Source organism: Pelagibius sp. (assembly GCF_028289705.1).
Taxonomy (GTDB): Bacteria; Pseudomonadota; Alphaproteobacteria; order Kiloniellales; family Kiloniellaceae; genus Pelagibius.
Genome location: NZ_JANQOI010000086.1, coordinates 69,378 through 84,577 on the forward strand (window position 1 = coordinate 69,378; position 15,200 = coordinate 84,577).

The window sequence follows — 15,200 nt, forward strand, 5'->3', positions numbered from 1 at the left end:
ACCCGGCCACCCGCCTGAGCGGGCGGCATTGCCTCGGGGACTGGAACGACCATGCTTGTGGTTCGCAAACTGATGGCGCGCGAATCCAAAAGCCTAGAGCGTCATCTTCTGCGGCTCTCCGCAGAAGACCGGCGCCTGCGCTTCGGATACGCGACCAGCGCGCCCGCCATCGCGGCCTACGTGAAGGCCATGGACTGGGGAAAGACCTGGGCCATCGGGGCCTTCAGCGGCACGCGCCTCTGCGGGATCGTCGAACTGACCCGCTGCGATCCCTGGTGGGCCATGAAGGCCGAGCTCTCGGTCTCCGTGGAGAAGCACTACCAGAACCGCGGCCTCGGCACCCGGCTGGTCGCCGAGGCCCTGCTCATTGCGCGCAACCGCGGCTTTCAGACGGTCTACCTGCTGTGCCTGCCGGAGAACCGGCCGATCCAGCGGATCGCCCGCAAGTTCGCCGGTCAGCTTACGGCCGTCGAAGGAGAGCTGGAGGCCCGCATTCGCCCGGCCCAGCCGACCCCGCTGTCGGTGATGATGGAACTGTTCAACGACAACCGGGCCATTCTGCAGTGCGTCCTGGAACCGCCCAAGAGACGGCGCAGCGGACAACGGGAGCCGGCGAACCGGGCGGACCCCAAACGGGGATCAGGCCGCCAGCCTGCGACCACAGCATCGACACGCCCTCGCCCGGCTGCATGGCGCAGTAGAGGCGCAGGCGGAAAACCGCGGAGACAATTCCCGGCCTAAACCGTTGAGAACGATGGGAGCAAAAATGAAAATGGCGACCCCAACGGGATTCGAACCCGTGTTGCCGGCGTGAAAGGCCGGTGTCCTAGGCCTCTAGACGATGGGGTCGTCGGGCAGAGGATGTAGCCGCTCGCCGGGGGGAATGCAAGCCTGTCCGGGCGCCCGCTGGGCGATTATCCGACGCCGATCAGAAAGGCCTAATATCCGGGGCCGAGGCCCCCGCCCTGGGCCGCAGGGCCACCGGCCGGCTGGGTCCAGGCCTGGGCGAGCTGCGGGCGCTTGCCGGGGGCCGGCTCCGGCGCCGGGCGGTCGGCGACCGGCACCGAGCCGATCTCCTTAATCAGCTTCTCCAGCATCGCCGCCGCGAAGTCTTCGTAGTTGTTGGCCGTCATCACGAAAGCCCCGGTTCCCCCGATCACCGAGGTCCGATAGTAGCCGTCCACCGAGGAGTCCTCGTTGAGGATCGCCAGGCCGTTGATGGTGATGCCTTGCGCCACCGCCAGGTCGCGCAGCTTGGACGGCTGGGCGCCCTGGTTGGCGCGCCCGTCGCCGGAGATGTCGATGACCTTGCGAACCCCCTGGAAGGCGTTGCGCGCAATGGCGCGGGAGGCAAACTCGATGGCGCCGCCGATGGCGGTTCCCCCGCCATCGAGGAAGCGCGGCGTGCGGTCGATCGTCGAGGCAAAGTCCGCTGTCGTATCCGCGGTCGTAAGGTGGGTCCAGTCGATGGCCACGTGCTGGCGGCGGTTATCGGACCATTGGATCATGGCAATGGCGATGCCGAGGTCGCCTGTCGCGCGAATCGCTGCCGCCACTGCCGGGTCGCGGAAGGCATCGGCAAAGCCGCGCATCTGCAGGTCGAACTCCTCGGCGGACACCGACGACGATGCATCGACCGCCAGCACCAGTTCCAGATCGACCAACTGTCCGGCCCCGGTGACCTGGGCGAGGCTGCCGGCCATGCGGTCGGTTCCTTCCCCGGCCTGGGCAGAGCCGGAAAGCACCGCCAGACAGCCGGCAAGGACCGCAGTTCCGGCCAGCACGGCGACGCGAGCGCTGTGTCGGATCAAAGCCATGGGGCAAGCTTACCCGGCGAAGCCGCCCTCTGTCGCGGAGAATAGGACCGCTGACCAGAATTTGAACCGCCCGCCGGCCGGAACCTGAGGTTTCCTCTAAGTCACGAAAAAGTCTTAGGTCCGGACCGGTGCTGCATCCTCGACGATGAACTGGACCGAGTCGACACCGCCCCAGCGGTCGATCTGCAGCCGCCCGGCCAGATGCAGCGGCAGGCCTGCGGTCTGCAACAGTGCCGCGCCCAGATCGCTGTCCAGCGCGCGAAAGGCGATGGCTTTGAGCCGTCCGCCCTCCGCACCGGAGAGAAAGCAGCGCACATGGTTCTCGCCGACCACCGAGGCCTGGGCCACCTTGACCGCCGGCAGGGCGAAGCGCGGCTGCGCGTTGCCCACACCGAAGGGCCCGCAGCGCTCCAGCGCCGCCAGCAACTCCAGGGTGGCTCCCTTGGGATGCAGCGCGCCGTCGATGCCCAGGGCGGGCTGGTAGGCGATCTCCGCCAGGCGGCGGCTCAGGCGGTCGTCGAGGAAGGCCACCAGGGCCGCCAGCCGGTCCGCCTCTACCGTCAGGCCCGCCGCCATGGGATGCCCGCCGCCGTTGACCAGCAGGCCTTCCTGGCGGGCGGCGATCACCGCCGCGCCGAGGTCGACGCCCGGCACCGAACGGGCGGAGCCCTTGCCCAGTGCGCCCTCCAGGGCAACCACCAGTGCCGGACGGTTGTAGCGCTCCTTCAGACGGCTGGCGACGATGCCGATGACGCCGGCATGCCAGCCCTCGGAGGCGGCCACCGCGAGGCCCTGCCCCGCCCCCTGCTCTTCGATCTGCAGGATCGCCTGATCGAGGACTTGGGCCTCGATCTCCCGCCGCTCCGTGTTGTAGGCATCGAGGCTGGTGGCGATGGCAGCGGCTTCCGCGGGATCGTCGGAACACAGCAGGCGCGCGCCCAGCGGCGCTTCCCCCACGCGGCCGCCAGCGTTCACCCGCGGCCCCAGGAGGTAGCCGGCATGATAGGTGCCCGGCGGCTCGCCGATGCGCGCCACGTCGCAGAGCGCCGCGAGGCCCGCATTGCACCGCGCCGCCATGACCTTCAGACCCTGACCGACGAGGGCGCGATTGACGCCGGTCAGCGGCACCACATCGCAGACCGTCCCCAGGGCCACAAGGTCGAGCCACTGGCGCAGGTCGGGCTCGCGGCAGCCCTGGCGCGCGTACCAGCCGGCCTCCCTGAAAGCGCGGTTGAGCGCCACCACCAGCATGAAAGCCACGCCCACCGCCGCCATCTGGCCCTGGCCGCTGTGGTCGTCCAGGCGGTTGGGATTGACCACGGCGGCGGCGTCCGGCAGCCGCGGCTCGGCGGCATGGTGGTCGATGACGATGACCTCCAGACCCGCCGCCTGGGCGCCGGCCAGAACCTCGAAGGCGGTGATCCCGCAATCCACGGTGATGACCAGATCGGTTCCCGCCGCCTTCAGCCGTTTCAGCGCCGGAAGATTGGGCCCGTAGCCTTCGGCCATGCGGTCCGGAATGTAGATCTCGAGAGCGATCCCCAGGGCGTCGAAGAAGCGCCACAGCAGGGCCGCAGAGGTCGCGCCATCGACGTCGTAGTCGCCGAAAACGGCGATCTTCTCGCCCTGCTCGGCCGCCTGCAGAAGCCGCTGGGCGGCCCGGTCCATGTCGGCGAAACCCGAGGGGTCGGGCAGATAGTCGCGCAAGGTCGGGTTCAGGAAGCGTTCCGCCTCCTCCGGAGCCACCCCGCGGGCGGCCAGCACGCGCCCGACAATCTCCGGCAAGCCCAACTGCTGCGAAAGGGCCATGGCCTGGCGGACGTCACCCAGGCGTTCCTCCCAGCGCTTGCCGGTCAGCGAACGCTCGACCCCCAGAAAGGTGGCGCGCCCAGCGCCACCGGCCGGGGGGGCTTGCTGCCGGGATGGCGGAGCCGCCGCCACCATGGCGGCTAGACGCCCAGCTCGTCGTACCAGGTCTTGCGCTGGAAGTTGTGCTGGGCCTCCACCAGGCGCACCGTCCCGGACTTGGAGCGCATGACCACCGAGTGGGTGGTGGCACCGCCGTGAAAGCGGCGCACGCCCTTCAGCATCGATCCGTCGGTGACGCCGGTGGCGGCGAACATGACGTCGCCCGCGGCCAGTTCGTGAAGGCTGTACTTGCGGTCGTAGTCGGTAATTCCCCAACGGTCGGCGCGGCGCCGTTCCTCATCGTTGCGGAACACGAGGCGCCCCTGGAACTGACCGCCGATGCAGCGCAGGGCCGCCGCCGCCAGCACTCCTTCCGGCGCACCGCCCACACCCATATAGATATCGACGCCGCTGTCGGAGCGGCTGGTGGCCATGACGCCGGAGACATCGCCGTCGCCGATCAGCATGATGCGCGCGCCGGCCTCGCGGACCTTGGCGATCACTTCGCTGTGGCGCGGCCGGTCGAGAATGCAGGCGACGAGATCGGAGACCTCCACCTTCTTCGCCTTGGCGAGGTTGGCCAGGTTCGCCGCAGGTGTCTCGTCCAGGTCCACCAGGTCGTCGGGCAGACCGCCGCCGACGGCGATCTTGTCCATGTAGGTGTCCGGTGCGTTGAGGAAGTTACCGGCCTCGGCCATGGCGATGACGGCCAAGGCATTGTGACCGCCCTTGGCAGTAATGGTGGTCCCTTCCAGCGGATCGAGGGCGATGTCGATGGCGGGTCCGCCGCTGCCGACCTTCTCCCCGATGTAGAGCATCGGCGCCTCGTCGCGCTCGCCCTCCCCGATCACCACGGTACCGTCGATCCCCAGGCCGTTCAGCGACTGGCGCATGGCGTTGACCGCCGCCTGGTCCGCCGCCTTCTCGTCGCCCCGGCCCATCAGCCGCGAGGCCGCCAGGGCGGCCGCCTCCGTCACGCGCACGGTCTCAAGGGCAAGGTTTCGGTCCATGGAACTGCTGGTGGGGGCATTGCTTGTCGGCATCGGTCCCTCTTTCCTCCCGGTCGCGTCAAAAATCGACGATGCGGATCAGCCGCGGCGGCTCCAGAGTCGCCTCGAGCTCGGCAATCTTGGCCAGGGCCCCCTGCATCGCGGCCTCGCTGGTCTCATGGGTCATGATAATCACCGGCACGGGCTCGCCCTCGCCTTCGGCGCGGCCGCGTTGCAGCATGGACTCCATCGAGATGTCGGCATCGCGCAGCACAGCGGAAATGTCGGCAATCACACCCGGCTTGTCGAGGACCAGCAAGCGCAGATAGTAGGCACAGCTATGCCGCTCCATGGGCAGGGTCGGAAGCTGGCGCAGCTTGCCGGCGGCAATGCCGAAGACCGGCGGGGTCGTGCCGCGCGCAATGTCGATGAGATCCGCCACCACTGCCGAAGCGGTGGGTCCGGCCCCGGCGCCGCGCCCCTCGTACATCGTTGTATCGACGAAGTCGCCGTCGGCAACGACGGCGTTGAAGACCCCCTCGACCGAGGCAATTGGCTGGCTCTTGCGCACCATGCAGGGATGAACCCGCTGCTCGACCGCACCATTCACAAGCTGGGCGACACCCAGCAGCTTGATGCAGTAGCCCAGCTCTTCGGCGTAGGCGACATCGAGGGCGGAGACGTTGCGGATGCCCTCGACATAGACGGAGTCGAAATCGACCTCGCAGCCGAAGGCCAGGGCGGTCAGGATCGCCAGCTTGTGGGCGGAATCCACACCATCGATGTCAAAGCTGGGGTCGGCTTCGGCATAGCCGAGGCGTTGCGCCTCGGCCAGCACGGTGTCGAAGTCCAGGCGCTCCCGGGGATTGCCGCCGGCGACCCCGGCCGCCGACATCTGGCTGAGGATATAGTTGCAGGTGCCGTTCAGGATGCCGTAGACGCGGCTGATCCGATTGCCCGCCAGCCCCTCGCGCAGGCCCTTGATGATGGGAATGCCGCCGGCCACCGCGGCCTCGTAGCCGATGGTGCAGCCTGCCGCCTCTGCCCGGCCGGCCAGGGCCGTGCCGTGATGGGCCAGGAGGGCCTTGTTGGCAGTGACCACCGAACGCCCGGCCGCCAGGGCCGCCTCGACGCTTGCCTTGGCCGGCCCTTCGGAGCCGCCGATGAGTTCCACGACGACGTCGGCGTCGGCCTGTTCGGCCAGCGCCACAGGGTCGTCGAACCATTGGTATCCGGAGAGGTCGAGCCCACGGTCCCGGCCACGCTCACGCGCGCAGACCGCGGTTACCTGCAGGGCGCGCCCCGAGCGTGCCGCAATGGCTTCCGCATTCCGGTCAAGCAGACGCAGGGTTCCTCCGCCGACCGTTCCCAGGCCGGCCACCGCTATGCGAAGGGCTTTGGTCAAGAAGCGATATTCCGAACCTTTGCGTCCGTGGGCCCGATGCCCGAGTCCCGCAGGAACGCCTTGATGTTGCGCACGGCCTGGCGGGTCCGCTGCTCGTTCTCCACCAGGCCAAGGCGCACGTAACCCTCCCCGTACTCGCCGAAGCCGATGCCCGGCGCCACGGCGACCTGGGCCTCTTCCAGCAGCATCTTCGAGAACTCCAAGGAGCCCATCTCGCGCAAGGCCTGCGGCAGGGGCGCCCAGCAGAACATGGTCGCCGGCGGGCTGGGGATCGGCCAGCCCGCGGCCGTCAAGCCGGACACCAGGACATCGCGGCGCGAGCGATAGCGCTGACGCATCTCCTCGACGCAGTCCTGCGGACCGTTGAGGGCCGCCGTTGCGGCCACCTGGATCGGCGTGAAAGCGCCGTAGTCGAGATAGGACTTCACCCGGGCAAGGGCGGCCACCAGATCCGGATTGCCGGCGCAGAATCCCATGCGCCAACCGGGCATGGAATAGGTCTTGCTGAGGGAGGTGAACTCGACGGCGATTTCCTTCGCACCGGGGACCTGCAGGATCGAGGGCGGCGGCTCGTCGTTGAAGTAGACCTCGGCGTAGGCGAGGTCGGAGATCACGTAGATGTGGTTCTCGCGGCAGAAGTCGACGACGGCGGCGTAGAAGTCCAGGTCGACCACTTCGGCCGTCGGGTTCGAAGGGTAGTTGAGCACCAGGGCCGAAGGCTTGGGCACCGAATGGCGCACCGCCCGTTCCAACTGTTCCATGAAGTCGAAGCCCGGTGCCATGGGCATGCTGCGGATGGCGGCACCGGCGATGATGAAGCCGAAGGCGTGGATGGGATAGCTGGGATTGGGGGCCAGAATGATATCGCCGGGGCTGGTGATGGCCTGGGCCAGATTGGCCAGACCCTCTTTGGAGCCCAGGGTGGCGATCACTTCGCGCTCCGGGTCCAGGTCGACGTTGAAGCGTTCGCCATAGTAGCGGCAGAGGCCACGGCGCAGGCCGGGAATGCCGCGCGAGGTGGAGTAGCGGTGCACCCGCGGGTCCGACAGGGTGTCCACCAGCTTGTCGATCACATGCTTCGGCGGCGGCTGGTCGGGATTGCCCATGCCGAAATCGATAATGTCCTCCCCCGCCGCGCGCGCCTTCGACTTGAGGGCGTTGACCTCTGCGAAGACATAAGGCGGAAGGCGCTTTATGCGGTGGAAATCCTGAGACATGGCCCTTCAAGGGAAGACAAGTGAGACCGGGCAACGGCCTGACGATGCGGCAGCTTGCCGGTGGCGCGTCCTGGGTGCCAGCCTGCTGTCCATCGGCGGTGTCCGGCGTTTTTTGTATAGCGGAGGCTGCTAATTTGCCAGGAAGATTTCGACCCTCCGGTTGCCCGCTTCGCCCGACGGCATGAACTCGTGATAGACCGGTTCGGCGTCGGCCTTGGCCTCGGTCGAGAGAGCCTCCGGGGCAACGCCCAGGCGCAGAAGCTCCGCCGAGACCGTGTTGGCACGCTTGAGGGACATTTCGAAATTGGCCACCTGATGCTGGTCCAACGTTGTGTTCCGGGTGCGGCTGCTGGCATGTCCGACGACGTGCAGGCGTCCGCCCTGCTGGCTGTGCAGGGTGACAAGATCGCTCAAGACCACAAGATCGTTCTCATCCAGTTCGACCGATCCGTGGCCGAAAAAGATGATCGCCGCGAGCTGGCCCGGCTCGGGGCCCGCCGCCGTCTCAAGGGCGGCGACCTGGGTGCTTCGCGATACCGAGTCCGAAGAGATGATCGTGCTGGCGGCAAAGGGATCGAGATCGGCCGATGCCGTCGTCACCAGCGGGTCGACCTCGGTAAAGAGGGCTTTGTTCCCGTCGATCGTCAGCGTTGCTTTGACTTGCTCACGCACCTCTGGCGTGGTGGGGGTCAACGGTGCGTCCGACCCCTCCGAAAGCTTAGGAAATTCGTCCTGAGCGCCCTCGGTTAGCTCCCCTTGTGGTTGCAGGGCAGCCGATTCTTGCGGTGGGACGGCCGAATTGTGGGCCATCGTGCACCCCGCAAGGAACAGAAGCGCCAAAAATCCCCCGACGACGCCGGCCATGCGGCTGTTTTCGCGGTGCCGGCCGTGCCCCGAGACCCTGCCGACCACGCTTGCGCCCGGCGTCCCGGCGGACGCCGCGGTCTCCTGAAACTCTGCCATCGCTCCTCGTCCTTGTAAGGCCGCAAAGCCCGGTCGCGTCAAGGAAACCGCCGGCTTTCCCCTAAATTGCCGGCTGTGTCTCCGCTATTGAAACAACCGTACCCCCCTATTACTTTGCGGATCATTTTAACGACCTCTGCGCCCCGGTTCGGGAAGGTCCCAGACCGGCCGACGGCGCCCCTCCAAGCAGGATAAGGAAGCCGCAATGGCGGAGCAACAGCCCCCGGAAATCAAACTGCCCGATCCCGTCGAAATCTCGAAGTCGATGGCCGGAATCGCCGAACGCAGCCAGAAGCTCGTCAGCGACTTCCTGGAGCGGCAGCATCAGGAGGGCAACGGCGGTACGGCGGCCTTCGACCCCATGAACATCGGCGCCGCGTTCATGGAAATGACCAGCCGGATGATGGCCGATCCGGCCAAGCTGGTGCAGGCCCAGATGACGCTCTGGCAGGACTATATGCGGCTCTGGCAAACCACGGCCCAGCGCATGATGGGCCAGGAAACGGACCCGGTGGCCGAGCCGGAGCGTGGCGACCGCCGCTTCAAGCATCCGGAGTGGGACGAGAACGAACTCTTCGACTTCGTCAAGCAATCCTACCTGCTGACGGCGCGCTGGATGCAGTCGACGGTCAAGGACGTGGAAGGGCTGGACGACAAGACGGCGCAGAAGGTCGACTTCTACACCCGCCAGTTCGTCGACGCCATGGCACCCTCCAACTTCCTCATGACCAACCCGGAGGTGCTCCGCGAGACACTTGAGTCCGGTGGCGAAAACCTGGTCAACGGCCTGGAGAACCTGCTGGAGGATCTGGAGCGCGGCAAGGGCCGGCTGAAGATCAGGATGACGGACACCGAAGCCTTCGAGCTGGGCGAGAACATCGCGGTCACCCCCGGCAAGGTGGTCTTCCAGAACGACCTGATGCAGTTGCTGCAGTACGAGCCGACCACCGAAAAGGTGCACAAGCGGCCGCTGCTGATCATCCCGCCCTGGATCAACAAGTTCTACATTCTCGATCTGCGCCCGAAGAACTCCTTCATCCGTTGGGCGGTCGAACAGGGACACAGCGTCTTCGTCATCTCCTGGGTCAATCCAGACGAGAAGCTGGCGGCGAAATCGTTCGAAGACTACATGATGCAGGGGCCGCTGGCGGCCCTGGACGCCATGAAGCAGGCCACCGGCGAGAGCGAGGCCAATGTCATCGGCTACTGCCTCGGCGGCACCCTGCTGGCCTGTACCCTCTCCTACATGGCGGCGAAGAAAGACCAGCGCTTCAAGTCGGCAACCTTCTTCACCACCATGATGGACTTCGAGGACGCGGGGGAACTCGGCGTCTTCATCGACGAGGTGCAGCTTGCCGCCCTCGAAGAGAAGATGAGCCAGAAGGGCTATCTCGAAGGCGGCGACATGGCCACCACCTTCAACATGCTGCGCGCTAACGACCTGATCTGGTCGTTCGTGGTCAACAACTACCTCCTCGGCAAGGACCCCTTCCCTTTCGACCTGCTGTATTGGAATTCGGACTCCACCCGCATGCCGGCGGCCATGCACAGCTTCTACCTGCGGCGCATGTACCAGGAAAACCGCCTCATCGAACCCGGCGGCATCCGGCTCAAGGACGTGGACATCGACCTTTCGACGATCAAGCTGCCGTCCTGTCTGATCTCCACCCGCGAAGACCACATCGCGCCCTGGAAGGCCACCTACGCCGCGACCCAATTGCTCGGCGGACCGGTGAAGTTCATCCTCGCCGGCTCGGGCCACATTGCCGGCGTGGTCAATCCTCCCGAAGCCAACAAGTACGGCTACTGGACCAACGCCAAGAACCTCAAGTCGCCGGACAACTGGTTCAACTCGGCCGAGGAGCACGGCGGGTCCTGGTGGCCGGAATGGGCGAAGTGGGTCGGCCGCCACGGCGGCACCAAGGTGGCCGCCCGCAAGCCCGGCGACGGCAAGCTTAAGGTGCTGGAGGACGCGCCGGGCAGCTACGTGAAGGTGAAGGCCCACGACTGAGGCGGCCGGGCGCCATGAAGCCGGTCCCGTCTTCCGGCCCCGATGGCATCGCGGCCATGAACCGTATTCTGGCCGAAACCGCGCCCTTGGCGCGCGACTGGTCGAAGCAGTTTTGCTGGCAGGACCCGGCCCAGGGAAAGCGATGCGACTGGTATCACGGGTCCTGGCAGACGCTGCGTCTGCTGGGAATCGTCACCACCCTCACCAGCCACGCGGCGCTCTATGTCGAGGCCTTGCGCCGGCTGGCCAGAAACGGGGACTTCGAGCGGATCTTCCTGTCGGGCTCCGCGGACTATGGATTGCTCGCCATCGTCCTCGACGCCTACCAGCGTGAAGGGATTCAGCCCGATGTTACGCTGGTCGACCGCTGCGAAACGCCCCTCAAGCTGAGCCGTTGGTATGCGGAGAGCTTCGGCTATGCGGTCAACACGGTGCGCTGCGATCTCACGGCCTTTCGCAGCAAGCTTCCCTACGACATCGTCTGCGCCCACTCGCTGCTGTCCTGCGTTCCCCGGGAGGGTCATGGCGAAATAGTCGAGACCTGGCGCCGGCAGCTCAGGCCCGGCGGCCTGCTGCTTATGGTCAACAACTTCTATCCGGGCAGCCGGGAGACGACGAACCGCTTCACGCCGGAACAGATCGAGGCCTATGGCGGGCGCATCGCCGCGGCCGCCAACTCCTGCCCGCATCCCGAGGCCCTGCCGGCGCCGGACGAACTGAAGTCCCTGGCAACGGCATTTGCGCGCAACATGGAAGGCTCGATCCTGACATCGCAGGAGCAGCTGACGCAGCTCCTGGAGGACGGTGGATTCGAGGTGACGGAGCTGCGCAGCGGCGAGCAGATCGCCCGGGACAAACCCCAGGGTACCGGTGCCCCGACCAAGGCGAAGCGGGACTACGCCTGGATCATCGCACGCCGCCGCTAGCGATCTCAGCGCAGCGTTTCGTTGACGAAGTCCTCGTACTTGCCGCCGGCGGTGCGCCCTATGCTCTCTTGTAGCTTGATCTCGACACCCACGGTTCCCGGCAGACGGCTTTCCAGATGGCTGCGGAGCCGATCCTGCTCCGCATCGCTGAGCGGCCGTTCGGGAACCAGGCGTGCCTCCACCGTGCCGACACTGGTCTGAGCGAGCTGGAACTGCTTGATCGGGGCGATCTTGGAGATCGACTTGACGCCGAAGGCCGGCCAATACTCGTTGCCGTCCCGGTCGACCAGCATGTTTCTTTCCCGCCCCAGGATGCGCGTCAGCACCGGAAGTCCGCGCCCGCTGGGACAGGGCCCGCCGACCTCCGCATAGTCCCCGATGTCGTAGCGGAGAATCGGCATGGCGTGGTTGTGGAGAGAGGTGACGACGACCCGGCCCATTTCCCCCTCCTTGCAGGGGCTGCCGTCACAGTCGATCACCTCCACCAACACCAGGTCCGACTGGACCAGGTGGTGTTCTTGGCCGGGCGCCTGCAGGGAGATATAGCCGACCTCCTGGGAGCTGTAGGAATCGGCAATCTCAATGTCCCAGGCTTCGCGGCAGGCCTCCCGCACGTGGGGCAGCAACAGCTCGCCGAAGGTCAGACACTGCTTCAGGCTCGGCAGGTCAATCGCGTTGCGCCGGCAGTAGCGGGCGAGCGCGTAGAGATTGGTCGGATAGCCGCGCAGATAGTGGGGGTCGACCCGACTCAACCACTCGGCCTGTTGCGCGATGCTCGACTCGATCTCCAGGGCATAGATGCGTCCGTTGGGATAGACCGCCGCTATCGTGGAACTCCAGTGCTGCTGGCTGTAGCCGTCGGGATAGGCGGCCGTGCCGTCCGGAATGCGGCGGATCACCGCCATGCGCCCCTCGAGGTCGCGGGCGTGCAAGAGGTGTTCGTGAAGGGTCATCACCTCCCACAGAAACCGGTTCACCTGGCTGCTGACGACCGTCACCGGCATGCCGGTCGACCCGGAGGTGGAGGCCTTGCCGGTCTTGCCGTGTTCCGCGGGGATTGCATTGCTGATGAGATCCCGGCCGGCAGATTGAATGTCCTCCCGGGTCAGCAGCGGAATGCGCTGCCAATCCTCCAGCTCCAGGGTCTTTCCGTCCTGAAGGTCCAGTTCGCCAAGCCGCCGCCGGTAGAAGGGCACCGTCTTCGCCGCGTGGCGGAGCAGTTGGGCCAACTGCAGAAACTGTCGGCGCCGGATCTCTTCCGGGGGGTGCCACTGGTTCTCCTGGACCTGCCTCAGAACCGCGAGGCGCCGTCTCGCATCCGCGTCCGGGATCGCCGGCCAGGCGATCGATGCGACGTTTGAGTGGGGAGCATAGAAGGGGGGCGTCATCGCGCTGTTCTAGCCCCACCAGACCGGCAGGACAGGCAGGGAGACACCAAGGGTCTTGACGAACAACCCGTAGGACAGCGCGAAGGACGCTCCGGCAAGCCCCAGAGAAAGCGCCCAGGAGATACTGAAGTGCCGCAGGACGCAGAGCAGGTAGACCGCCAATCCCGCCGGATAGCCGAGCAGGAAGACCAGCGGGACCACCGAGAAGATCCAGATCGCGTCGGTCACAGCCCGACGGCGCGAGGACGCGGGCCGGGACGCCGCGTCCGACACCTCGGCGCCCGACGGTTCGGGGGCCGCGGCCCCTCCCCGTCCCGACCAGAGCAAACCAAGCTGAACGGCCACCAACAGCAGCGTGATACCGGCAGCCAGAAGGGGAAAGCGCATCAAGGTGGCGGAGTAATCGTAGTGCAGCAGGCCGATCAGGCAGACACCGACCAGGAAGGCGCCCAGCGCGAGAAGAAACAGACCCTCAAATCTGCGCATTGCCGTTTCGCCCGTTTCGTGCCGCGCGGCCGAGGAAATACCGCCGGGCCCTGGCCCAGAACAACCCGGCGAGGATCAGCGCCAGGAGCAGCAGGGCACCGGGGCGCAGGATAAACTCCAGGCCGTAGCGCTGCAGGGAAATATGCAGATAGGTTTCGATCAACGGCGCCATGACAAAGCCAAGGACCAACGCCGGACGGCTGTAGCCGAGCGTCTTCATCGCACAGCCCAAGAGGCCGATGACGAAGGTGGCCACCACGTCCAAGGGCTCGTTCTGATAGGCAAAGGCCCCGAGCACCACGAGCACCGAGAGGACCGGCGCAAGGATGCGGGGCGGCACGTCGGCGATCCTGACCAGCAGCGGCGAGGCGATGACCATGATCGCCACGGCGGCCAGGTTGGCGAAGGTCAGGATGAGGGCGAGGCCGACGGCAAGGTCCATGTGCTCGACGAGGAAATCCGGGCCCGGCTCCAGGCCGAGCAGCAGGAAGCCACCCAGCAGCACCGACATCCCGGCGCTGCCGGGGATGCCCAGCGCCAGGGTGGTCACCAGAGCGCCGCCTTCCTTGGCGTTGTTGCTGCTCTCCGGCGCGATGACCCCCTCGATGGCGCCCTTGCCGAAATCCTCCGGCCGCTCCGCCGTCTGCTTGGCGGAGGCATAGGCGACGAAGGGGGCGGTGTCGCCGCCGACGCCGGGGACGATGCCGATGAAAACGCCGATCAGGGACGAGCGGATCAAAAGATAGCGCCGCTTCACGACGGCCTTCATGCCGCGCAGGATCTGGGCGAAGCCTACGGCCCGGCCCTCCCGATCCGCCGTCCTGTGGCTGCCCAGGGTCAGCGCGACGATTTCCGGGACGGCAAAGAGCCCGAGGACCAGCGGGACCAGCCGGACCCCGTCCAGGAGGTATTCGAAGCCGAGCCAGAACCGCGGAACGCCGGCAATGCGATCATAGCCGAAGAGGGCGAGAAACACCCCGAGGCCCCCGGCGATGAGGCCGCGGGTCATGGAGCGCTCCCCCAGGACGCCGACATAGATGATCCCCATAACCGCGAACATGAGGGTTTCGGGAGAGCCGACGTGAAGAACGATCGGCTGCAGGAACGGCAGCAGGGCAATCAGGGCAGCGACCCCGACCAGACCGCCCAGGCCCGATGCGGCAAAGGCGGCGCCAAGCGCATCGCCGCCACGTCCGGCCTGGGTCATCGGATAACCGTCGATCACCGTCGCGGCGTTGGGCGCGGCACCGGGAATGCCAAGGGCGACGGCGGTCAGGGCGCCACCGGTATAGACCACCGCATGGGCTGCCAGCAGAAAGCCGAGCCCGACCATGGGCTCCATGCCGTAAACGAATGGCAGCAGCAACGCCAGTGCCGTCAGGCCACCGAGGCCCGGCAACACACCGAGCACCAACCCCACCACGACGGCCAGCAGGGCAAGAAGCATCACCTCTGCGTCGATGAATAGGGCGAGGCCCTGAGCGAGGGAGTCCAGCATGAGAGCCGTCGGTCAGCAGCGAAGCGGCGGCAGAGCGTCAACGGTCCTCAGATCGGCTTGCAGAGGCCCCGGTGGCATGATCGCAGCGCCTAGTACTTCTCCTGAGCGACATGACGGACGTTCGCCAACTGCTCCTCGCTCAGGCTGCCGATAACCGTATCGATCCTCTGCTTCGCAGCATCGGCGGAGGCGTAGTTGAGCGGACGCCGTTTTGCGTTGGCTTCCTCGATCACCTTGGGGTCGGTCAGCACATCACGCACTGCTTCGCGCAATAAGGTCAGGCGATCCTCCGGAACGTCAGGCGTTGTGACCAGCGCGCGTCCCAGGCTCATCAGCGCATCGATATAGTCGATCCACCAGGCCTGCGCCTCGGCGACGGAGACCACTTCGAAGACCGTCGGCAGGTCGGGCAGCAGGTTCGAACGCTCGCGCGACAGGATCACCGACGCGGTCAGGCCGTCGTCCTTCAGGTAGCGCCGTGCCGAGCTGTCGGAAACGGCGAAGCCATCCACCTCCCCCCGCAAGGCCGCCAAGGCGACCTCCTTGGTGCCCTTGTAGCCGGCGACGATCTTGATATCGAGGCCCAAGGCCT

The 15,200-nt window shown here is 66.5% G+C and carries 13 protein-coding genes and 1 tRNA gene; 3 read left to right on the plus strand and 11 right to left on the minus strand.

Translation table 11 applies throughout. The features are described 5' to 3' along the window. Positions 1 to 51: 51 nt before the first annotated feature. On the plus strand, positions 52 to 741 hold the full coding sequence (locus tag Q0996_RS10620; protein WP_299618811.1) for a GNAT family N-acetyltransferase: 690 nt from the start codon (positions 52 to 54) through the stop codon (positions 739 to 741). 32 nt (positions 742 to 773) lie between these two features. On the opposite strand, the gene Q0996_RS10625 is transcribed toward Q0996_RS10620, so the two are convergent. From Q0996_RS10625 to Q0996_RS10655, 7 genes are all read right to left on the minus strand, one after another. Beyond that, positions 774 to 849 (minus strand) — tRNA-Glu (locus Q0996_RS10625). 89 nt (positions 850 to 938) lie between these two features. Then, positions 939 to 1,817, minus strand: a complete 879-nt coding sequence (locus Q0996_RS10630) for a DUF1194 domain-containing protein (protein WP_299618814.1) — start codon at positions 1,815 to 1,817, stop codon at positions 939 to 941. A 114-nt stretch (positions 1,818 to 1,931) separates the two neighbouring features. Continuing rightward, positions 1,932 to 3,761, minus strand: coding sequence for a single-stranded-DNA-specific exonuclease RecJ (recJ, locus tag Q0996_RS10635; RefSeq protein ID WP_299618817.1), 1,830 nt, complete (start codon positions 3,759 to 3,761; stop codon positions 1,932 to 1,934). Between the two features lie 5 nt (positions 3,762 to 3,766). Beyond that, positions 3,767 to 4,735: a class II fructose-bisphosphatase gene (glpX, locus tag Q0996_RS10640; protein ID WP_322096684.1), complete on the minus strand. Its 969-nt coding sequence runs from the start codon at positions 4,733 to 4,735 to the stop codon at positions 3,767 to 3,769. A 58-nt stretch (positions 4,736 to 4,793) separates the two neighbouring features. Continuing rightward, positions 4,794 to 6,119: a homoserine dehydrogenase gene (locus Q0996_RS10645; protein WP_299618823.1), complete on the minus strand. Its 1,326-nt coding sequence runs from the start codon at positions 6,117 to 6,119 to the stop codon at positions 4,794 to 4,796. Continuing rightward, complete coding sequence (locus Q0996_RS10650; protein ID WP_299618827.1) at positions 6,116 to 7,336, minus strand: LL-diaminopimelate aminotransferase; 1,221 nt, start codon at positions 7,334 to 7,336, stop codon at positions 6,116 to 6,118. Before Q0996_RS10650 ends, Q0996_RS10645 begins: the two co-directional genes overlap by 4 nt. Before the next feature lie 129 nt (positions 7,337 to 7,465). Then, entirely contained in the window at positions 7,466 to 8,299 is an 834-nt protein-coding gene (locus Q0996_RS10655) for an OmpA family protein (protein WP_299618830.1), read from the minus strand. Between the two features lie 205 nt (positions 8,300 to 8,504). Here Q0996_RS10655 and Q0996_RS10660 point away from each other — a divergent pair, with 205 nt between their 5' ends. Together Q0996_RS10660 and Q0996_RS10665 are read left to right on the plus strand one after the other, a co-directional pair. After that, positions 8,505 to 10,310 carry an alpha/beta hydrolase gene (locus Q0996_RS10660; RefSeq protein ID WP_299618833.1) on the plus strand — a complete coding sequence of 602 codons (1,806 nt, stop codon included), beginning with the start codon at positions 8,505 to 8,507 and terminating at the stop codon, positions 10,308 to 10,310. A 14-nt stretch (positions 10,311 to 10,324) separates the two neighbouring features. Beyond that, positions 10,325 to 11,236, plus strand: a complete 912-nt coding sequence (locus tag Q0996_RS10665; protein ID WP_299618836.1) for a class I SAM-dependent methyltransferase — start codon at positions 10,325 to 10,327, stop codon at positions 11,234 to 11,236. A gap of 5 nt (positions 11,237 to 11,241) precedes the next feature. On the opposite strand, the gene Q0996_RS10670 is transcribed toward Q0996_RS10665, so the two are convergent. The 4 genes from Q0996_RS10670 to Q0996_RS10685 form a co-directional block, all read right to left on the minus strand. Then, positions 11,242 to 12,624: a phenylacetate--CoA ligase family protein gene (locus Q0996_RS10670; protein ID WP_299618839.1), complete on the minus strand. Its 1,383-nt coding sequence runs from the start codon at positions 12,622 to 12,624 to the stop codon at positions 11,242 to 11,244. Positions 12,625 to 12,633: 9 nt separating this feature from the next. Beyond that, entirely contained in the window at positions 12,634 to 13,110 is a 477-nt protein-coding gene (locus Q0996_RS10675) for a tripartite tricarboxylate transporter TctB family protein (protein ID WP_299618842.1), read from the minus strand. Continuing rightward, the gene (locus Q0996_RS10680; RefSeq protein ID WP_299618845.1) at positions 13,097 to 14,608 is read right to left on the minus strand and encodes a tripartite tricarboxylate transporter permease; all 1,512 of its coding nucleotides are present in this window, start codon (positions 14,606 to 14,608) and stop codon (positions 13,097 to 13,099) included. Before Q0996_RS10680 ends, Q0996_RS10675 begins: the two co-directional genes overlap by 14 nt. Before the next feature lie 89 nt (positions 14,609 to 14,697). Beyond that, positions 14,698 to 15,200, minus strand: a 503-nt coding sequence (locus Q0996_RS10685) for a tripartite tricarboxylate transporter substrate-binding protein (protein ID WP_299618848.1), incomplete at its 5' end; no start/stop codon positions are given.